The following is a 19,460-nucleotide window of genomic DNA, read 5'->3' on the forward strand; positions in this document are numbered from 1 at the left end:
TGAGCCTGTCACCTATCGCGCGACCGGCGCACCGGCAAGCCTGGGCCCGCCGGCGCCGCCGTCAATACAGGCCGCCAGACGACAGCGCCCCAAATGTCGCGCGGGGCGGGACAACCACCTTGCGCCCGGTAGAGGTCTGGACCTCTCGCGCGGCGGGCGCGGGGCTGTCGTCGGTCTCTCCCCGCCCGAACAGGGGCAGATCGCCGGCCATGGCGAACCCACCATCGATGACTGCACCACCGCCAATCCCGAGGAAGGGATCGTCCCCATCGCGGAAGTATTCGGCCACCACGTGTTCACCCCGAGCGCTGTCTGGCAGACGCGCGCCAGTGTAGCGGTCGATCTTTACGAAATAGCCGCCGGGCGGCACCTCGAAGGGTCCACCACCGTATTTCTTGATGGCTTCGCGCATGAACTCGTTGAACACGGGGCCGCACATACCACCGCCCGACGCACCGCGCCCCAAGGAGCGGGGGCGGTCGTGACCGATGTAGCAACCCGCCGCGATGGAGGAGGAGAAGCCCACGAACCAGACGTCTTTGGCATCATTCGTGGTCCCGGTCTTACCCGCGATGGGCACCGACAGGTTCACGGTCTTGGAGGCCGTGCCGCGGTCCACCACGCCCTTCATCATCGAGGTCAGCTGGTAGGCCGTGATCGGGTCCATGACCTGTTCACGATTTGACACGATCCGTGGGCCATAGCCCTCGGACAGCGATGCAAATTGCTCACAATCGGTGCAGACCCGCTGGTCGTGGCGATACACGGTACGCCCGTAGCGGTCCTGGATGCGGTCGACCAGTGTCGGCTCCACCCGCTCCCCGCCGTTGGCGAACATCGCATAGGCGGCCACCATCTTGTAGAGCGTCGTCTCCTGCGATCCGAGAGAGTTCGCCAGCAGCTCTGGCATATTCTCATAGACACCGAAGCGTTCGGCGTAATCGCCAACCACGTTCATGCCCACATCCTGGGCCAGGCGCACGGTCATGAGGTTCCGGGACCGCTCGATCCCGGTCCGCAGGGGGGACGGGCCGTAGAACCGGTTCGACGCATTGGTCGGGCGCCAGATTTCGCCGCCCGATACGATTTCAATCGGCGCATCCACAACAATCGTGTTCGGCTGATACCCGCTGTCGAGGGCCGCCGCGTAGACGAAGGGCTTAAAGCTTGATCCGGGCTGACGTGTCGCCTGGGTCGCGCGGTTGAACACCGAGTGCTGGTAGCTGAAGCCACCCTGCATCGCCAACACGCGGCCGGTGTTCACATCCATGGCCATGAAGCCGCCCTGTACTTCGGGCACTTGGCGGAGCGACCAGCGGATCAGATTGCCGGTGCTGTCTTCGGTCATGCGGCGCACATGGACGACGTCACCGACCTCGAAGTTGTCGAAGAAGTTGCCGCGCATCCAGCGGATGTCTTCTCGTGGGACGCTCACGCGCTCGGCCACGTCCTCGACCCCCAGGGTCAAGGACCGATCACCGATGTCCATGACAACGCCCACGTGCCAGGTGTTGCCGATTTCGACATCACGGCTCACGTCCACGGCGGCCAGGGCCGCGCGCCACGCAGCCTCGTCGGACAATGTCTCGACCGGAATGGTCTTTTCGGTCCCGCGCCAAATGCCGCTGCTGCGGTCATAGCGTTCCAAGGCCCGTTGTAGCGCGCGGGCGGCAACCTCTTGCATCTCCGCATCCACCGTGGCGCGCACCGTGAAGCCCTGGGTGAAGAACTCCTCTTCGCCGAAGTCCTGGCTCAACTGGCGGCGGATCTCATCGGTGAAATAGTCTCGGGGCGGCAGCGCGGCGCGGAACGGCGCATAGTGTCCCGATTGGACGGTCAGCAGCGGTTTGGCCTGGGCCTCCTGCATCTCACCGCGCGTGATGTAGCCGTTCTCAAACATTTCCCGAAGCACGAAGTTGCGGCGGTCAATGGCCCGCTCCGCCTGGCGCACGGGGTGGTAGGTGGAGGGCGCCTTGGGCAAGATCGCCAGATAAGCAGCCTCTTCCAACGTCAATTCGGGCAAGGTCTTGTTGAAATAGGTCTGCGCCGCCGCAGCCACCCCAAAGCTGTTCTGACCGAGGAAAATCTCGTTCAGGTACAGCTCAAGAATATCCTCTTTGTTCAACGTCTCTTCGATGCGCGAGGCGAGAATGATTTCCTTCACCTTGCGCTCGGCAGAGCGGTCGGAGGACAGCAGGAAGTTCTTCATCACCTGCTGCGTAATCGTCGACGCACCGCGCAGGCGCCCCCCCTGCGCAGCAGACACCGCCGCCGCGACCATGCCCAGGGGGTCATAGCCCGCATGGCGATAGAAGTTCTTATCTTCGGCGGAGATGAAGGCGTGTTTCACCAAATCCGGGATCTCTTCGGCGGGGGCGAATAGGCGCCGCTCCCTAGCGAACTCATCCATCAAGCGGCCTTCACCCGAATAGATCCTACTGATCGTGGGCGGCGTATACTGCGCCAATTGCTCGTGGTTCGGCAGATCGCGCCCATACATCCAGAGGACCGCGCCAACGGTCAACGCCCCAGCAATGATGCCGAGCGTGATGGCCGAGAACAATCCGCCAACCGTCGAGAGCACGAACATAAGTGCGCCGTGAAGCGCACTGGCGAAACCGCGTCCCGCTGCGAAGGTCGCCATTTTGAGCTGCATATCGCGCCTCTGTCAGAGAAATCTTGCCGAAAGCATAAAGATCATCCGGGTCAGGGTCAAAGCACCGACGCATGATCTGGCAAGCAATTGCCGCACCGAAATGCCGCAGGTCAGCCTAGACTATTGGCGCAAGCGCAGGGCGGCGGCCGCATCCTCGATGGCCCAGGCATCCACCGCAGCCAAGATCGCCGACGCCATGCGCGTTCGCCAGGCTGGCGTCGTCAGGTTCAAAAGGTCTTGCTGGTCCGACATGAACCCCACCTCGACCAAGACAGACGGGATATCTGGCGCTTTGAGGACCGTGAAGGCCGCTTCCAACCGGGGACGTTTGTGCAGACGGATGCCGTTCTCGCGGATGGACGCAACCAAGGCATCCGCCAGCGCGTCGGAGCGGGGCTCCGTCTCCGCACGGGCCAAATCGATCAAAACGCGGGCCACTTCGTCTCCCTGATCCTCCAAGTCGAGGCCCAGCAGGAGATCGTCGCGGCTGTGCCGGGCGGCGAGTTCCGCTGACATCGCATCGGACGCATCGTCTGACAACGTGTAGACCGTCGCGCCCTGGGCCCCGCCCCCGTCGATGGCATCGGCATGGAGCGAAATCATCAGGTCGGCCCCTGCGTCCCGCGCGATGCTCGCCCGACCGCGCAGGGCCACGAAGTAATCGTCCGTTCGGGTCAAAACAACGTCATGGCCCGCCCGACGCAGCATCTCCGCAAGTTCGCGGGCAAACGCGAGCATAAGGCCCGCCTCGGTCACCCCGGCCCGCTCGGCACCCGGATCAATGCCTCCGTGCCCAGGATCAAGGGCGACGACCAAGGGCCGGTCGCCCAGGTGGCGGCGCGGCGTCGGCGCCACGGCTTGGGGGGTAGCCTGATCCCAGGCTTGCGTGATCAAGGGACCGGTGGGCGAGGCCTCCCCTTCGATCCCTGGACGGGCATCAATGCGAATGCGCGGCGTGGGTCCCGTCTCCATCCAAGCGCGGTCGATCCGCATGGGTCCCGCCAGATCGACGACCAGCCGCGACCAGCCAAGGTGGACGCGCCCCGCATGGAGCGCCGTCGCCTGCTCCCCCTCGATGACAGAGGGGTCGAGCCGCGCCCAATCCACCTCGGAGGTGTCGATGATCAACCGCCAAGGATCGTCTCGCAGAAACACGCGCCAGGGCACGGGTTGGCTGATGGCTAAGTCCAAGGACAATCGCCCGCGCCAGCCATCCTCTATGCGGGACGCGGCGCTATCAGGCACGGCCAATGCGCGAAAATCCTGGGCCCAGACCGGGTGGGCGACGACCCACAGCAGGAGGCATAGGACCCAGGCCCTCATCGCGCGGCCATGAACCGGCGCAGCCGCTCCACCCCTTCGACCATATCGGCGGTGCTGCCCGCGTAGCTGAACCGCAGGGTTCCGGCCCCCCGACCAGGGTCGAAATCCAGCCCCGGCGTCACGGCGACCCCTGCCCTCTCCAAGACCTCTGCAGCAAAGGCGCGGCTGTCCTGCGTCAGGTCTGACACATCGGCGTAGATGTAAAACGCGCCGTCGGGCGGCGCGATCCGATCAAACCCTGCGGCGGGCAAGCCCTCAAGCAAGATCCGTCGGTTTTCGGCATAGACCGAAAGGTTTGCCTGCAACTCCTCCTCTGCGTCCAAGGCGGCCAGCGCGGCGACCTGACTGGCGTGGGGGGCGCAAATGAACATGTTTTGAGCCAGGCGCTCCACGGTCCGAACGTGATCCTCTGGCACGACCATCCACCCAATGCGCCAGCCCGTCATCGAGAAGTACTTGCTGAACGAATTGATGACATAGACGTCGTCAGACACCTCCAACGCACTGACGGCACGGTCCCCGTATTGGACACCGTGGTAGATCTCGTCGCTGATAAAGGCCGTTCCCTGGGCATGGCATCCGTCGATCAATGTCGTGAGGGCGCCACGGTCGAGCATTGTACCAGTCGGGTTGGCGGGCGAGGCGACGATCAAGCCCGCGAGGTCCGGCAAGGTCCCTGCGACCGGTTGAAACCGATCCTCGGCGCGGGTTTCGATGCCGACCGCCTCTAAGCTGAGCGCCCGAAGGATCTGGCGGTAGGATGGGTAGCCGGGCAGCCCCAAACCAACACGATCACCCGCATCGAACAGCGCTGTGAACGCCAAAAGAAACGCCGCCGAGGAACCAGCCGTCACGACCACACGGCCTGGGTCCAAGTCAACGCCGTACCAATCCCGATAGAGCCGCGCGATCCGCGCCCGCAACGCCGGTAGTCCCAAAGCGACCGTGTAGCCTAACGCACCTGTCTCCATTGCCTGGGCCAAGGCCGTCCGGGCCGCTGCAGGGGCGGGCGTGCCCGGTTGCCCGACCTCCATATGGATGACCGATTTGCCAGCCGCCTCCGACTGGCGCGCGGCCTCCATCACGTCCATGACGATGAACGGGTCGACCTGACTGCGGACCGATAACCGCCTTGCGCCTGTCATCGCCTGCTCCCTAGACTGCTGGTGTTATCGGCGGTTGATGGACCGCGCCGACGGTCGCCGTCAACGCCCCTGCCCCATCCACGCAAGAGGTCCGCCATGCTCCGTCTTCTTACCGTTGTTCTCTCGGTAGTGTGCCTGACCGTGCAGGTCGCCTCCGCACGGGGTTTGATCCGCGACGCGGAGATCGAATTCGCCCTGCGGCAGGTGGCGCAACCGATCCTGCAAGCGGCCGGTCTGCCGGGGTCGACCCGTATCTATGTCATCAACGACGATTCCATGAACGCCTTCGTCGGGAACGCCCGAGCGATTTTTCTGCACTCGGGCCTGTTGATCCGCTTGGACAGCTCGGACGAGGTGCAGGCCGTGATCGCCCATGAGGCGGCCCATATCGCCAACGGGCACCTGACCCGCCGGCCCGCCGCCGCCCGCAGTTCCCAGACGGCGGCGGCCATCGGCCTGGCCCTCAGCGCGGCCGCGGCAGTCGCTGGCGGTGCCGAGGCTGGCATCGGTATAGCGGCAGGCAGCGCGTCGGCGGCTCAAAGGTCGCTGTTTGCCCATACCCGTGCGGAAGAGGCGAGCGCCGATCAATCCGCCCTGAGGTATCTGGCTGCGGCGGGAACGGATCCGCAAGCCGCCGTAACCGTCCTGAAGCGGTTCGAGGGTCAGGAATACCTCTCCGCCGGGCGCCAAGACCCCTATGTGCGCACACACCCGCTGTCGCGGGACCGCATCCGCGCCGTCGAGGCCTTCGCCGGGGCGGTGACACCCCGCCAGAGGGACCGATCCGCAGTGGATTACTGGCACGCCCGCGCCGTGGGCAAGCTATCTGCCTTTCTGCGCGCACCATCCTGGACGTTGCGCCGCGTTGGCCGAGATACGAGCGAGGTCGCGGCTCTCCGACGGGCCATCGCCTATCACCGCAAACCGGACGCCAGGCGCGCCATCGCAGGCATCGACGCCCTAATCGCTGCCCGGCCTTCGGACGCGTTTTACCATGAACTCAAAGGGCAATTCCTACTGGAAAGCCGACAGCCGGGCGCCGCTGTCGCCTCGTATGCCCGTGCCGTCCAACTGGCCCCGCGGGAGCCGTTGATCCGGGCCGGTCTTGGCCGCGCCCAGCTTGCCGCGGGCCGCGACGCGGAGGCTCTGCGCACCTTGTCTGCGGCGCGGAGCAGCGCCCCCAGCGATCCAAGCCTGTTGCGAGACCTGGCCACGGCCCATGCACGGGCGGGTCAAAACGGGCTGGCATCCGTGGCCGTTGCGGAGCGCTACGCCGTGCTGGGCCGGATGGAAGATGCCAGGATTCAAGCGGAGCGGGCCTTGGCCCTGCTGCCACGCGGGTCGAGCGGATGGCTACGCGCCGAAGACGTGCTCAGCGCAGCGCGACAACGCCGGTGATCGCCGTCACATTGGGCGGACGAATGGTCTAGGACACATCGCACCAAAGCAAAACGCGCCCCAGAGGAGCGCGTTTCGTTTGTCACATCAGATGCTTGGGTCACCCGCCGAAAGACCACCACCCGCGCCGTTTCGGCGTCTTGGGGGCGTCGGCCTCTGCAATCACTTCGGGCTCTGCCACCTCGACCACGGGGTCCGCCGGTGTCTCAGGGGCTGGCGCTGGGTCTTCCTCGGCCTCCGCAGGCGCGTCTTCGGCCACGGTATCAGTCACCGAGTTGGCCGTCGGCGCGGGGGCCTTGGCACGGGCACGGGGGCGCTTGACTGTGGTGGGAGGCGTCTCCGGTGCCGAAGCCGCTGGTGCGGTGTCCTCCGTCGCTTCGGGCGCGTCGGCTGTCTCCTCCGCCACCGAATTTGCGGCAGCTTGCTCAGGCACAGGCGCGTCAACCGGCTCCGGCGCGGGTGCAGGGGCTTTCGCCCGGGCACGGCTGCGCTTCGGCTTCGGAGCGTCCTCCACCTCGGTGGTTGCCTCGGCCTCCGGTGCCGACGTCTGAGGCTCAGGGGTAGGCTCTACCTCTTGCGTCTCCGCATCCGTCACAGGTGCCGTCTCTTCGCTGACAGCAGCCGAGGACTTCCGGGACCGGCTGCGACTGCGACTACGAGACTTACCCTTTGACTGGGTTGCGTCCGCTGGTGCGGCCTCCGCCTGCGTCTCCGAAGCGGTTGCTTCATCGACCACATCCTTAACGGGATCGGCCCCGTTCTCCACGTCCGCAGAGACGTCGGCGACAGGCGCGTCGTCGGCGGTCGCCTCTTGCGTGGCCTGGGGTCCATCCTCACCCGAGGACTTCCGCTTGCGCGACCGGCGGCGCCGACGCTTCTTGGGCGCACCGTCCCCACCCTCGCCCGGATCGGATGCGGGCACTTCGGTCACCTCTTGGGCCTCCGCCTCGACCACGTCCTCCTCTTCCTCGGGGGTCCAGGAGGTATCCATGGCAATAACTTGGGCCGTGGGCTTCGGCACCTGACGTGTGGCCGTCTTGAACTTCTCCAACGAGAAATCGGGCGCCACCAAGCTGGGGTCTGCCATCAAGCGCACGGCCATGCCGTAGCGCGCCTCGATGGAGGCGAGATGCTCCCGCTTGTCGTTCATGATGTAGTTGCAGATGCCCACCGGGACCTTGAGCAGCACCTCACGCGACCGCTTTTTGGTCCCCTCCTCTTCGATGGCGCGCAACACCTGCAACGCGACCGAATCGTCGGACCGGATCAGACCCGTACCGTGGCAATGGGGGCATTCTTGGGTCGTGGCCTCCAACATGCCCGGGCGCAGGCGCTGGCGGCTCATTTCCAACAGACCAAAGCCGGAGATCCGACCCACCTGGATCCGTGCGCGATCGTTCTTGAGCGCATCTTTCAGGCGCTTTTCGACGGCGGTGTTGTTCTTCCGCTCGTCCATGTCGATGAAATCGATGACGATCAAGCCAGCCAAGTCACGGAGCTTGGCTTGACGCGCCACCTCCTCAGCGGCTTCCAGGTTGGTCTTGACGGCGGTGTCCTCGATGGACCCTTCCTTCGTCGATTTGCCAGAGTTCACGTCCACGGCCACCAAAGCCTCGGTGATCCCGATCACGATGTACCCGCCGGACTTCAGCTGCACCGTCGGGTTGAACATGGCCGACAGATACTGCTCCACCCCATGTTTCGCGAAGAGAGGTTGTCCGCCTTCGGCATGGGCTTTCACGTTCTTGGCGTGGGACGGCATGATCAGCTTCATGTAGTCCTTGGCCTGGCGGTACCCGGCTTCGCCCTCGACGATGACCTCATCGATGTCGCGAGAGTAAAGATCCCGGATCGACCGGTGAATGAGGTTGCCCTCTTCATAGATTGGTGCGGGAGCAATGGACTTGAGCGTCAACTCGCGCACCTGCTCCCACTGGCGTTGCAGGTATTCGTAGTCGCGCTTGATCTCGGTTTTCGTCCGCTTGGCGCCCGCCGTGCGGACGATCAGACCAGCGCCCTGGGGCACGTCGATCTCGGAGGAGATTTCCTTGAGCTTCTTGCGGTCAGCAGCGTTGGTGATTTTGCGGCTGATCCCGCCACCGCGCGCTGTGTTCGGCATCAACACGCAATAGCGTCCTGCAAGGCTCAGGTAGGTGGTGAGGGCCGCGCCCTTGTTGCCACGCTCTTCTTTGACGACCTGGACCAGCATGATCTGCCGGACCTTGATCACCTCCTGGATCTTATACTTGCGGGGACGTGGCTTGCGGGGCGGACGGATTTCATCGGCCTCATCGTCATCAGCCACCGTTTCGACCGAAGCGTCTTTCTCGGAGGCTTTCTTACGGCTGCGTGAGCGCGACTTCTTCGGGGCCGGCTCCTCGACCAGATTGGTCTCCTCGCCGGTGTCGGGCTCCTGCAGGTCAACGGTCTCCATACCCATGGGAACGTCTGTCTGGGGGGCGTCCGTTTGGGGAGCATCCGTTTGGGGCGCGACGGGTTCTGACGCGTCCACGGTTGCCGTTGTCTCCGACGCGTCAGCATCCGCATCGGTCGCGCCATCCACGGGATCGGACGTCCCTGCTTCAAGAGCAACGTCCGGCGTTTCGGGCTGCGCGAGAGCATTGCCCTCTGGCGTCTCAACCAAGGTATCTTCGGCGCCAGAACCGATGGTTTCGTCCTCAAGCCCCGTGTCTTCCGCGATGGTCGTGACGGGGCCGTCATCATCCGTCCCAGTCTCGTCGCCATCCGACGACGGCTCGGCATCATCCGACGTCTCGACCTCAGGGGCGGGTTCTTCAGAAACGTCCGAGGCTTCCGACGTCACCTGAACGGATCCATCAGGGGCATCCAGTTCCGCGACGGCTGACTCAGACGTATCGACCACCTCAAGGACATCATCGCCGGACACGGGTGCCTCGGCTGGCGCCTCTGCCTCAGGTGCAGAACTGCCGTCACCCGCCCCATCGGGCGCGGCCACCGCGACTTCATTCTCAACGTCCGAACCTGGCGCGGGCGCCTCCTCAGCGGTCTCGCCCGCTGTGGCAGGCGCATCTGCACCCTCCTCGGTTTTCTTCTTCCGCGACCGGGACCTGGAGCGCGACCGGCTCTTCTTCGGCTTTTCCTCTTCCGTACCCTCGGCCCCGGCCTCGGAGGCGTCTTCGTCCCCCTCGCCCTTAGACTTGGCATCTGCGGCGTCTTCGGCCGCTGCCATGGCCTCAGCATAGGCGCGTTCCTCGGCCAACAACGCATCGCGATCGGCCTTCGGGATCTGGTAGTAATCCGGGTGAATTTCCGAGAATGCGAGGAACCCGTGGCGGTTGCCGCCATAGTCAACGAATGCCGCTTGAAGCGACGGCTCAACCCGCGTGACCTTTGCCAGGTAGATATTGCCCGCAAGCTGCCGCTTGTTCAGGCTCTCGAAATCAAATTCCTCGACTTTGTTTCCATCTGCCACCACGACCCGGGTTTCTTCCGGGTGGGTGGCGTCGATCAGCATTTTCTTCGCCATAGTGCTTTCCACAGTCCCGCCGGTCCAAGGCCCCTGGGGGCCCTGAGCTGCGCAACTGACTGATTTGGGCGAGACACGAGACAGCCCCCAGGGGGCGGCCGTGCCGCGTCCCCTGCGTGAGTGTGCCGTCCTGCGTCATCGCGCTTCTACTCCGGCCCGAGCAGCCCCGCAGGTGCGGGGGTGGGCCCATTCAATATCCCGGCAACGGTGCCGGGCGTGCTATCCGGGCGGCCTATGCCTGCCCGTAACCTTCCCCCGATGCGCGAACCGATGGTCTTGGTCCTTGGGCGCACGGAAAAGAATCCGACCGGTCCCGACCGCCAACCAATCGGCGGCACGACCGTGTTACCTGTCTGTGACAATTTCCACAGAATGACAATGACCAATACGCCAAAGCGCTTGACGTCAGACGTGGCGCAGCACTTCGGGCAGCGGGTCATCCCGAAGCCAGGCGTGTACCACCTTCGCAAACAGATCGGCATGGGTTGCGGGCCAGCCATGTCCACCGGGTGCAATCGCCCCGCGCGCGCGGGGCGCCCCCCCGGCAATCAGGCGCACGCTGTCCAGAATACTCGGCAACTCCTCCTCACCGGCAAGTACCAGAAGGGGCGGCTCAACCTGTGCCACGTGACCACGCACATCGAATCGGACGGCAAGGCGACCGATCTGGCGCAGGGTCGCTGCCGTACACGGGGATTTCGGAGAGACCGCCCACGACCCGCTTTGGGGGACGCCGAGGGAGCGAAACGCGCGTTTCCGCATGAACTGCAGGGTCATCAGCGGTGACACCACGTTCAGAAACGGCACGATCCACCAGCCGCCGCACAGGGGCATCACCTGAAAGCTGGTCAAGCAGGCTTTCTCCACAAGATCGGGATGCCGCAGCGCCAGCATGAAGCCCGTGTAGCCACCCAAGGAATACCCGACGACTGGCAGAGGCCCCAATCGCTCCGCCCGGAGGAGATCCGCGAGGTGGTCGGCACTGTCGGCGAAATCCGTCAGCGGGGTGCTGCGACTGCCGCCAAAACCGGGAAGGTCGGGACAGATGCCGCGCACGCCCGGCAGGTCAGCGATCAGATCGCCCCAGGCGTCCCCGGTCGTATTGCCGGGATGCAAAAAGAGAACGGGCCGGCCAGAGGGCGCGCCGATGATACGATGGGCAAGCATGTGGTCCTTTCGGCCCCGCTATCCGGGACACGCTTTAATCAAAGAGGTCCAAAACAAGCGGACGGTGGTCGGACAAAACAGGCGTGGCCGGGACATCGAACGCGCGGACGCGCTCCATATCGTCGGTCAAACAGTAATTGGCGTGGCGCTTCGCCTTGCCGTAGAGCGCAGTCCGCGTGTCGTCATGGCCGTAGTGCGTGACCAATTCAACGAGGCCCCGCTGCGCTAATAGGGGAAAGGTTTGACTGTCGGGCAGCAGGTTCAAGTCCCCCGCCACGACCGTCGTCTGATCGGGGCCCGTAAAATGCTGCAGATGATCCAGCAAGGCTTGGGCTTGGGCCAAACGCTCCGGCGTGTCGCCTTTGCCCGAAGGATCCCGCAGCCCGTGCAGATGGGTGACAGAAACGGGCCGCCCACCGCCCTCGATACGACAAGACTGCACCGCGCGGGGGACGGGTTCTGGCCCCCACCCCTCGGCGCGAAACGCGCCATGGACAAAGCCTTGGGACCGCCCCGTGACCGCCAGGTGGGGCGCGACCCAGATCGCAATACCATGTTCCGAAGGCACGGCCTGTCCTGCCGCGTCAAACAAGGGACCGCGCGCGGCGGGGGCGAAGCTTGCCTGCCAATCCGGCAGCGCGGCGCTCACATCCCCGAACAAATCCGCCCGCTGATCCAGGCGACGATATGCGTCGCCATAAACCAACCACTTCGGTGACGGCGCGATGCGGCGTGTCACCTCTTGCAGGCAGAGGACATCAAAGGCCTTGGTGGCGATCCACGGCCCGAGCGAGGTCCAAACGGCCCCGCCCCAAGCATTTAGACTGATGATCCGCATGACCGCGACATCCCCCGCCCCGCCCATGGCAGGGCGGGGATCATCCGTTCGCGGTCAGAGATAGTTGGACCGGCTGAGGCCGTATTTTGCCATCTTCTCATTCAACGTCCGACGGGGCAGCGAAAGCTCCTCCATCACGCTGGCGATGGAGCCGCGGTGACGGCGCATGGTATTGTCGATCAACATCCGCTCGAAGGCTTCGACGTATTCCTTCAGCGGCTTGCCTTCGGTCGTCACCTGCACCGTCTCACCCTGCTCCTGCGTATCGGACATGAGAAGCGACGCGATCGAGCCTGTCCCCCGCCGCTGTTGCAGCACGGCGCGCTCCGCCAAATTGATGAGTTGGCGGACATTTCCGGGCCAGGGCGCCTGCAACAGCTGCGCGGCTTCCTGGGCGGAAACCTGCGGGGGCGTGGCGCCATATTCCTCGCCAAAGGCTTCGGCGAAATGAGTGAACAGCGTCAGCACGTCCTCGCCCCGGTTGCGCAACGGCGGCAGGACCAACTTCATCGCCGCGAGACGGAAGAACAAGTCCGACCGCAGGGCATCTTCGCAGGTTTTGTTCGGATCAGAGGAGTTACAGATCGCGACGATCCGTGTCTCCGCTGGCGCGCCCTGGTCATTGATGAAGGTCAGCAAACGCGCCTGGAGCGCCAGCGGCAGGCTCTCTATGTCTTCGAGGACCAGGGTCCCGCCCCGCGCCTCTTCGACCAGGGGCAAACCGCCCTCGGTCACGGGGCCGAACAGCTTGGCGCCTAACTCCTCTTCGCCCAAGGCGGCGCAGGACGTCATGGCAAAGGTCTTGCCTGCGCGCGGCCCAACCGCGTGGAGCGCATGGGCCACCAGGGTCTTGCCGGTGCCCGTCTCTCCATCGATCAGGACATGGGTATCGGCCTGGCCCAAATCCAGAATATCCTCGCGCAGACGCTCCATCGCGGGGCTGGTGCCGATCAGCTTGCGCATCAGAACGGTGCCATCGGACAACTCGCGCCGCAGGGCCCGGTTGTCCAGGGTTAGCTTGCGGGCCTGCGCGGCGCGGCGGGCCAAGTCAGTCAGACGGTCTGGGTTGAAGGGCTTTTCCATAAAGTCATAGGCGCCCAATTGCATCGCCTCGACCGCCATGGGAACGTCTCCGTGGCCGGTGATCATAATGACGGGCAAAGAGCTATCGGCGCTCATGAGCTTCTTAAGAAACTGCATCCCATCGACGCCCGGCATACGAACGTCGCTGATGACGACGCCTGGAAAGTCCGCCGTGACCTTTTTGAGGGCCTCTTCCGCCGACCCATAGGTCTCGGTCGCGAACCCGGAGAGCGCCAGCCATTGGCTGATGGATTGGCGCATATCCTGTTCGTCGTCGACGATTGCGATCCGTGTCTGTTCAGCCATCGGGTGTCCTTATTCAGCCGCAGTTTGCTTTGTTTCCAATGGAGGCAGGCGGATTTCAAAGACTGCTCCGCCTGTCTGCCCGTTTCGGGCGGTCAACCGCCCACCCAGGTCAGCGACAATGCCTGACGAGATGGCGAGGCCCAGGCCCACACCTTCACCAGGCTTCTTGGTGGTATAAAACGGTTCAAAAAGGTGCTCGGGGTTGTCGATGCCATGGCCGTTGTCGCGCACGGCAATCACCACTTCGTCCCCCATGGTCACCAGCAAATCCAACTCTGGATCTTCAACGCCATTCATGGCGTCCAGGGCGTTCCGCACCAAGTTGATGATGACCTGTTCCAGGCGCAGGCGGTCGGCTAGCACGCGGACTGGCACATCCGGCAGGGCCTGGGTCAGGCGCACCTTCTCTTGGCGCAGCTGCGGCTCCATCAGGGTCAGGGCCGCAGACAGCGCGTCCCGCACATCCACATCCTCAAAAGCCTCACCACCCTTTCGGGCGTAGGACTTCAACTGCCGCGTAATCGCACCCATGCGGTCGATCAGATCGTTGATACGTTGGAAGGACGACAAGGCTTCGTCGGCGCGTCGCCGCTCCAACAACAGGCGCGCCCCAGCCAGATAGGTCTTCATGGCTGCTAAGGGTTGGTTCAACTCGTGGCTCACGGCCGCCGACATCTCACCCAGGGCCGCCAGCTTCGATGACTGGGCCAGGCTCAACTCGGTCTCCTTCAACTCCTCCTGAACGCGCTTCCGCTCCGCGATTTCGCGGCTGAGCCGGTCATTCAGACGGCGGAGCGCCACAGATTCCCGCTGAAACAACAGGGACCGGAGCGTTGAGCGACGGTTGAGGAGGTAAAAGCCCAAGGCCAGCAGCAGTGCGAACCCCATCAGGATCAGCGCAAGCACCCCGTTCACCCGTTCCCGGACGCTTTCGTAGGAGGTGAAGCTGACCAGGCGCCATCCGCGAAAGGGAACCCGCGCCTCCATCTGCATGAGGGCCGCGCCGGTGACAAAGCGTTCCTCCAGGTCAGGGCCAAAGGCGCCGGTGGTGGCCAGCGCCCGCTCCAGCGCGGTGGGGACCGACATGGCCTGGAGCGCTTCGTCCAATGGCTTCCCGCGCCAACGGGGCTCGGTCGAGAGGATCACATTGCCAGCCGCATCGGTCACCGCGACGGCGGCGGTGGTGCCACGCCACCGGCTTTCGAACTGGGCGAGGTCAATGCGGACCTGAATCACGCCCAAGGGCTCTGCCCCGTTGCGGACCAGGCGACTCCAACTCGCCTCATAGGCGCCCGTGGCATCGGGGGCCAAGGTAAAGACGGTGTCCGTTCGGTCGATGGCCTCCGTGAAGAAGGGCGTCTCCGCATGTAGGCTGCCGAGCTGCGTCCGGTCCGTCGCCGCGACGGTCCGCCCCTCCATGTCCAAAAGACGGATCGAGGCCGCGCCAATTTCGTCCACATAAGAGATGAGCCTTTGCGACGAGGCCGAGAAGTCCCGCGCGTTCAGGGCCGAGATCAACGTCTGATCCCGCGCCAAGAGCAAGGGCACAACGGAGTTCCGCTGCAACTCCGACAGGATGGCGCCCGCGTAGAGCGATTGCCGAAGCTCCGCCCGGGTCCGGGTCGTTTCCACGAACTTTTCGGTCAGGTAGCCGTTTGCCACGTAGACCACGGCGATCGCGACCATGACGGTTGAGACGACGATGACCCGGGCCTGCATTGGCAGGCGGGGCAGCACACGCTCCGACCCTTCGGCCAACATCCGCCGCGCCCTAGATCGATCCGCTCGTTTACGCCACCACATGAGATATAGCTACCGCGCGGCCCGCACCGTCTCAAGCGAGGTGAGAGCCGTCGGCGGAGCGCTGCCCGCCCCGCACACCCAAAGGCATGTCTTCGCCGAGGCGCTGTAACACAGCTCACAGACAGATCTGTCTGGTGAAGTGCGGTCGCCTAGACCGCAACCAGCGCTTGGGCCAACCCCGCGAAGAGGGCCGCACCGTCGGTATTCCCATGAGCCGGATCCGAAGCACGCTCCGGGTGGGGCATCATCCCCAGGACCCGCTTGTTGCTGCTGAGAACACCTGCGATATCATCCGTCGCGCCGTTGGGCGTGTTCACGTAGCGAAACGCCACGCGTCCCTCCCCGTTCAAACGGGCAATCGTCTCGGCGTCCGCCGTGTAATTGCCCTCGTGATGGGCGATGGGGATGTCGATGACCTGCCCCTTTTCGTAGGGCTGGGTAAAGGCGCTCTCGGTATCTTCGACGCGCAGGCCGACGGTCTTGCAGATATACTTGAGGCCCGCATTGCGCAGGAGTGCGCCAGGCAGCATCCCGGCCTCGGTCAAAATCTGAAACCCATTGCAGGGCGCGAAGACGTATCCCCCGCGATCCCCGTGGTTGCGCAAAGCTGCCGCCACCGGAGACCGCGCCGCAATTGCCCCGCAGCGCAGATAATCGCCATAGCTAAAGCCACCCGGGACGCCAACCAGATCCGTGCCAGGGGGCAATGCCGTTTCCTTGTGCCAGACCATCTCTGTTTGAAATCCTGCGGCACGGAACGCCACCGCAAGATCGCGGTCGCAGTTGGATCCGGGGAAGACGAGAACAGCGGCTTTCATGGCGACACCTGTCGTTCGAGGTTGTTGGCGCCGCTTTGACACATCTGGACCCGGGGGGCCAGCGGTCGTGGGGTCCCGGATCTCGCCCGCCGCGCCTTTTGGGGGCTGTTGGGCTGGGAGTATTTTTGCCGAGAAGAAGCTGGGGCGGGTGGCTGTTGCTCGGGGTGGGGCGCGGCTGGGGTGCGGGTTTCGTGTCGGATTTTAGGGGAATTGTCGCGGTTTGGTGAGCTGCCGTCGCGCGCCCGTGAGGGCCGTGCGGTTGGGGGATGAGTCTGTGCGTGGGTGCACGTTTATCGCGCCATTCTCACGCGTCCGTTTGTTGAATGTCAGGCCACGCTCCCGCATATCAATCCCATCAGCAGGGCAACAGCCCAGCACACCGCAACCCACTCCGGCCCGCCGCAACGCTAACTGGGCCGCTCACATAAGGACTAACACTATGAAAACGCTCATCCTCTCCGCCATCGTCGCCGCCGCTTCCATCGCCGGAGCCGCCTCCGCCCAAGTGCCCGCAGGCGCCGCCGGGGCCATCGCTTACTTCAACCAGGACATCGACCGCGCCAACGACCGCTCGCGGCTGCCCAGCGGCGATGCAACCGTGACCGTCTCGACGCGCTCGGGGTCCTTGGGTGAGGCCTTCGCGATCTTCAACGCGACCGAGGACAACGCCAACGACCGGCGCGGGCTGAACGGCGCGACCGTCGTCGGCAAGAACACCATCGCCACGGACATCTTTGCCCGCTTCGCCGAGGAGAGCCGCGACGACGACTGATCCTTGAACGACTGCTCCGGCCGGGTGTCCCCCCGCCCGGTCGGAGTGATGCCGCGCCACCCTCCCCGGTCTCTCCCCCCTCTCTCCGAGGTGCGTTGCGGCACGAGCACCCCCCGCCTTCGAGCCAGAGCGCTCGGGCGGGGGGTGCTTTTGGTGTCTAGCCGGCGAGGTCGGTGACGATGGCAACCCCTGGTGGGGTCGGGCCGTTGAACGCCGCCAATTCGTCCGACACATCCGACAGCGCGACCTCGCGCGCGATCATGGGGGATATGTCCACGGCGCCGCTGGTGATAAGACCCAGGAGGGACGGATACCGCCAAGACGGCATGCCCCGTGTTCCATAGAGCGCAAGATTACCCTGGTAGACGGCAGACATATTCACATCCATCCGGGCCGTATGGCCGGTGGGTAGCCCGACTTGCACGTGCCGCCCCATGGGACGAAGGCATTCCAGCGAAGCATTGACCGTAGCGGGGATTCCGAGTGCCTCGATTGAGACATGGGCGCCGCCACCGGTTATGTCCTTGATCTGTGCCGCCGTAGTCTCCCCCGCCAAAACGGCGGCATCCATCCCAAGGCCCATGGCGTGGTCGAGCTTTTCCTGGACCACATCGACCACAACCACATGGGCCCCGAGCGCCTTTCCCAAAAGCGCAGCCGAGAGGCCGATGCCCCCAGTTCCGTGAATGGCAAGCCATTCGCCACCCTGAAGCGCCGCTCGGCCCGTTAATGCGTGCCAAGAGGTCGTTACCCGGCACCCGAGGCCCGCCGCGACGGTGGCCGATAGACCCTCAGGCAAGCGCGCCAGATTGAAATCCCGGGGGACGGCCACGTATTCGGCAAAGGCGCCGGGTTCTACAAACCCCGGCAGCCTTTGGTCCAGGCAAGTGTTGGACGCGCCGGACCGGCACTGGGGACAAGACCCGCAAGACAGAATGAAGGGGGCGACGAGCATATCGCCCACCGCATGGGTCGCATTGGGTCCGGCCTCGATCACTTCCCCACAGTACTCATGCCCGCCGATCTGGCCGGGTTTGACGCGCGGATGCTCCCCCACCCAGCCATGCCAGTCGGATCGACAGACGCCGCAAGCCTCCACCCGCAGGACCACACCATCGGGCGGGCATACCGGATCGGGGACCTCCTCGATGGACAGTGGAGCGTTGTATTCCCGCAGAACCGCAGCGCGCATGATCATTCCTCCCGTGATCTTTTGGGGAGGTTAGCAAGGGTGCGCGCGCGGTCACCCCTATTTCTGTGCGCTGCGGGGATGGCGGAAGTAGGTGAGCCGTAAAGAGTTCGAAGCGTCGGACGGTTTCGAACCTGGCATCGGTGACGGTTTGTGGTGCCCGACACGGGCCACCGTCTCGCGTGAGCAACGGCGAGGCGCGCGTCAAAGGCGGAGATCAGGCCAGCTTGGATTCGGTTTTTCCGACCAGCCTAGTTCACCCGATGCAGGCCACACCCCCGAAAAACAGGATGCAGAGACGGTAACGAAATGCCTTGAAGACGACAGCAGAACGATTGCATGGGGATCCGCAACTAGGCGGTGCCGCCTAATGCGCGACCCCCCCTACATCTCGATGCGGTAGCTTTCGATGACCGTATTGGCCAGCAGACCTTCACACATGGACCGCACCTGATCCTCGGTCGTCCCCGGCGCCAGGTCCAACTCGATCAGCTTGCCTTGGCGCACACCTTCGACCCCGGAAAACCCAAGGGCGCCGAGGGCATGGCGCACGGCCTCTCCCTGGGGGTCCAGAACGCCGTCCTTCAACATTACCGTCACCTGGGCCTTCATCGTGCCACCCTCGTCTTTTCGTTCGTTCATGGACCCAAACAGGGTCAGTTAATCAATGTGGGCCGCGTCACGGGGCCGGAGTTGGCAGGGAGGACACCCAGCCGTCGTGCCACCTCGGTATAGGCATCGGCGAGCGAACCCAGGTCCCGTCGGAACACATCCTTGTCGAGTTTCTTGCCCGTTTCGATATCCCACAACCGGCAGGAATCAGGGCTGATTTCGTCGGCTAGGATCAAGCGTTGAAAATCGCCGTCCCAAACGCGGCCGATCTCGATCTTGAAGTCGACCAGCTTGATGCCCACCGCCAACATGCAGCCCGACAGAAAGTCGTTCACCCGCAAGGCAAGCGCGATGATGTCGTCCAAATCCTGCTGGCTGGCCCAACCGAAAGCGATGATATGCTCTTCGGCCACCAGGGGGTCGCCCAGCTTATCGTCCTTATAGCAGAACTCGATGATGGGGCGTGGCAGCGCGGTGCCCTCTTCGATCCCGAGGCGTTTGGAGAGCGTGCCAGCGGCCACGTTCCGAACGATCACCTCAAGCGGAATGATCTCAACGGAGCGAATCAACTGCTCCCGCATGTTCAGGCGTTTGATGAAGTGGGTCGGCACGCCGACGGAGGCGAGACCGGTCATGAAGAATTCCGACAGGCGGTTGTTGAGCACGCCCTTGCCGTCGATCACCGCCTTTTTTTCAGCGTTGAACGCCGTCGCATCATCCTTGAAGTATTGGACCAAGGTTCCGGGCTCTGGGCCTTCGTAGAGAATCTTGGCCTTGCCTTCATAAAGCTTCTTGCGCCGGGCCATATGCGTTCCTCGGGTCCTTGGGATCAAAGGCCGCAC

General features: G+C 64.2%; 14 protein-coding genes. 2 read left to right on the top strand and 12 right to left on the bottom strand.

The window, feature by feature from the left end:
* Positions 1-61: 61 nt before the first annotated feature.
* The 3 genes from K5R33_RS14525 to K5R33_RS14535 form a co-directional block, all read right to left on the bottom strand.
* Positions 62-2,590 (bottom strand): penicillin-binding protein 1A, encoded by a 2,529-nt coding sequence (locus K5R33_RS14525; RefSeq protein WP_220749871.1) that lies wholly within the window; start codon positions 2,588-2,590, stop codon positions 62-64.
* A 186-nt stretch (positions 2,591-2,776) separates the two neighbouring features.
* On the bottom strand, positions 2,777-3,979 hold the full coding sequence (locus K5R33_RS14530; protein WP_220749781.1) for an N-acetylmuramoyl-L-alanine amidase family protein: 1,203 nt from the start codon (positions 3,977-3,979) through the stop codon (positions 2,777-2,779).
* The gene (locus K5R33_RS14535) at positions 3,976-5,124 is read right to left on the bottom strand and encodes an aminotransferase class I/II-fold pyridoxal phosphate-dependent enzyme (RefSeq protein WP_220749782.1); all 1,149 of its coding nucleotides are present in this window, start codon (positions 5,122-5,124) and stop codon (positions 3,976-3,978) included. The genes K5R33_RS14530 and K5R33_RS14535 overlap by 4 nt, the downstream gene beginning before the upstream one ends.
* A gap of 96 nt (positions 5,125-5,220) precedes the next feature.
* Between K5R33_RS14535 and K5R33_RS14540 the strand changes: the two genes are divergently transcribed.
* Entirely contained in the window at positions 5,221-6,522 is a 1,302-nt protein-coding gene (locus K5R33_RS14540; RefSeq protein WP_220749783.1) for a M48 family metalloprotease, read from the top strand.
* Positions 6,523-6,622: 100 nt separating this feature from the next.
* On the opposite strand, the gene K5R33_RS14545 is transcribed toward K5R33_RS14540, so the two are convergent.
* The 6 genes from K5R33_RS14545 to purQ form a co-directional block, all read right to left on the bottom strand.
* Positions 6,623-10,030, bottom strand: a complete 3,408-nt coding sequence (locus tag K5R33_RS14545) for a ribonuclease E/G (protein ID WP_220749784.1) — start codon at positions 10,028-10,030, stop codon at positions 6,623-6,625.
* Between the two features lie 405 nt (positions 10,031-10,435).
* Positions 10,436-11,197 (bottom strand): alpha/beta fold hydrolase, encoded by a 762-nt coding sequence (locus tag K5R33_RS14550; RefSeq protein ID WP_220749785.1) that lies wholly within the window; start codon positions 11,195-11,197, stop codon positions 10,436-10,438.
* 34 nt (positions 11,198-11,231) lie between these two features.
* A complete protein-coding gene (locus K5R33_RS14555) occupies positions 11,232-12,035 on the bottom strand; it encodes an endonuclease/exonuclease/phosphatase family protein (RefSeq protein WP_220749786.1) in 804 nt (267 codons plus the stop codon).
* Between the two features lie 54 nt (positions 12,036-12,089).
* On the bottom strand, positions 12,090-13,424 hold the full coding sequence (locus K5R33_RS14560) for a sigma-54-dependent transcriptional regulator (RefSeq protein ID WP_220749787.1): 1,335 nt from the start codon (positions 13,422-13,424) through the stop codon (positions 12,090-12,092).
* Between the two features lie 9 nt (positions 13,425-13,433).
* Entirely contained in the window at positions 13,434-15,185 is a 1,752-nt protein-coding gene (locus K5R33_RS14565; RefSeq protein WP_220749788.1) for a sensor histidine kinase, read from the bottom strand.
* 191 nt (positions 15,186-15,376) lie between these two features.
* Positions 15,377-16,045: a phosphoribosylformylglycinamidine synthase subunit PurQ gene (gene purQ, locus K5R33_RS14570; protein WP_220749789.1), complete on the bottom strand. Its 669-nt coding sequence runs from the start codon at positions 16,043-16,045 to the stop codon at positions 15,377-15,379.
* A gap of 439 nt (positions 16,046-16,484) precedes the next feature.
* On the opposite strand from purQ, the gene K5R33_RS14575 reads away from it, so the two are divergent.
* A complete protein-coding gene (locus K5R33_RS14575; RefSeq protein WP_220749790.1) occupies positions 16,485-16,817 on the top strand; it encodes a hypothetical protein in 333 nt (110 codons plus the stop codon).
* A 157-nt stretch (positions 16,818-16,974) separates the two neighbouring features.
* Here the strand turns inward: K5R33_RS14575 and K5R33_RS14580 are convergent, their stop codons facing one another.
* The 3 genes from K5R33_RS14580 to purC all read right to left on the bottom strand — a co-directional run bounded on the left by K5R33_RS14580 (position 16,975) and on the right by purC (position 19,424).
* Complete coding sequence (locus K5R33_RS14580) at positions 16,975-18,009, bottom strand: zinc-binding dehydrogenase (protein WP_220749791.1); 1,035 nt, start codon at positions 18,007-18,009, stop codon at positions 16,975-16,977.
* 381 nt (positions 18,010-18,390) lie between these two features.
* Positions 18,391-18,618: a phosphoribosylformylglycinamidine synthase subunit PurS gene (purS, locus tag K5R33_RS14585; protein WP_220749872.1), complete on the bottom strand. Its 228-nt coding sequence runs from the start codon at positions 18,616-18,618 to the stop codon at positions 18,391-18,393.
* Positions 18,619-18,662: 44 nt separating this feature from the next.
* The gene (gene purC / locus K5R33_RS14590) at positions 18,663-19,424 is read right to left on the bottom strand and encodes a phosphoribosylaminoimidazolesuccinocarboxamide synthase (protein ID WP_220749792.1); all 762 of its coding nucleotides are present in this window, start codon (positions 19,422-19,424) and stop codon (positions 18,663-18,665) included.
* Positions 19,425-19,460: the final 36 nt, after the last annotated feature.

It is taken from the genome of Jannaschia pagri (genome assembly GCF_019655435.1).
In the GTDB taxonomy this organism is placed as follows: domain Bacteria; phylum Pseudomonadota; class Alphaproteobacteria; order Rhodobacterales; family Rhodobacteraceae; genus Jannaschia; species Jannaschia pagri.

What these genes read in the sequence shown, in the direction of transcription:
- K5R33_RS14535 (WP_220749782.1), bottom strand. Translation starts at nt 5,124, where the DNA reads ATGACAGGCGCAAGGCGGTTATCGGTCCGCAGTCAGGTCGACCCGTTC.
- K5R33_RS14575 (WP_220749790.1), top strand. Translation starts at nt 16,485, where the DNA reads ATGAAAACGCTCATCCTCTCCGCCATCGTCGCCGCCGCTTCCATCGCC.
- purC (WP_220749792.1), bottom strand. Translation starts at nt 19,424, where the DNA reads ATGGCCCGGCGCAAGAAGCTTTATGAAGGCAAGGCCAAGATTCTCTAC.
- K5R33_RS14525 (WP_220749871.1), bottom strand. Translation starts at nt 2,590, where the DNA reads ATGTTCGTGCTCTCGACGGTTGGCGGATTGTTCTCGGCCATCACGCTC.
- purQ (WP_220749789.1), bottom strand. Translation starts at nt 16,045, where the DNA reads ATGAAAGCCGCTGTTCTCGTCTTCCCCGGATCCAACTGCGACCGCGAT.
- K5R33_RS14565 (WP_220749788.1), bottom strand. Translation starts at nt 15,185, where the DNA reads ATGTTGGCCGAAGGGTCGGAGCGTGTGCTGCCCCGCCTGCCAATGCAG.
- purS (WP_220749872.1), bottom strand. Translation starts at nt 18,618, where the DNA reads ATGAAGGCCCAGGTGACGGTAATGTTGAAGGACGGCGTTCTGGACCCC.
- K5R33_RS14545 (WP_220749784.1), bottom strand. Translation starts at nt 10,030, where the DNA reads ATGGCGAAGAAAATGCTGATCGACGCCACCCACCCGGAAGAAACCCGG.
- K5R33_RS14530 (WP_220749781.1), bottom strand. Translation starts at nt 3,979, where the DNA reads ATGAGGGCCTGGGTCCTATGCCTCCTGCTGTGGGTCGTCGCCCACCCG.
- K5R33_RS14560 (WP_220749787.1), bottom strand. Translation starts at nt 13,424, where the DNA reads ATGGCTGAACAGACACGGATCGCAATCGTCGACGACGAACAGGATATG.
- K5R33_RS14540 (WP_220749783.1), top strand. Translation starts at nt 5,221, where the DNA reads ATGCTCCGTCTTCTTACCGTTGTTCTCTCGGTAGTGTGCCTGACCGTG.
- K5R33_RS14550 (WP_220749785.1), bottom strand. Translation starts at nt 11,197, where the DNA reads ATGCTTGCCCATCGTATCATCGGCGCGCCCTCTGGCCGGCCCGTTCTC.
- K5R33_RS14555 (WP_220749786.1), bottom strand. Translation starts at nt 12,035, where the DNA reads ATGCGGATCATCAGTCTAAATGCTTGGGGCGGGGCCGTTTGGACCTCG.
- K5R33_RS14580 (WP_220749791.1), bottom strand. Translation starts at nt 18,009, where the DNA reads ATGCGCGCTGCGGTTCTGCGGGAATACAACGCTCCACTGTCCATCGAG.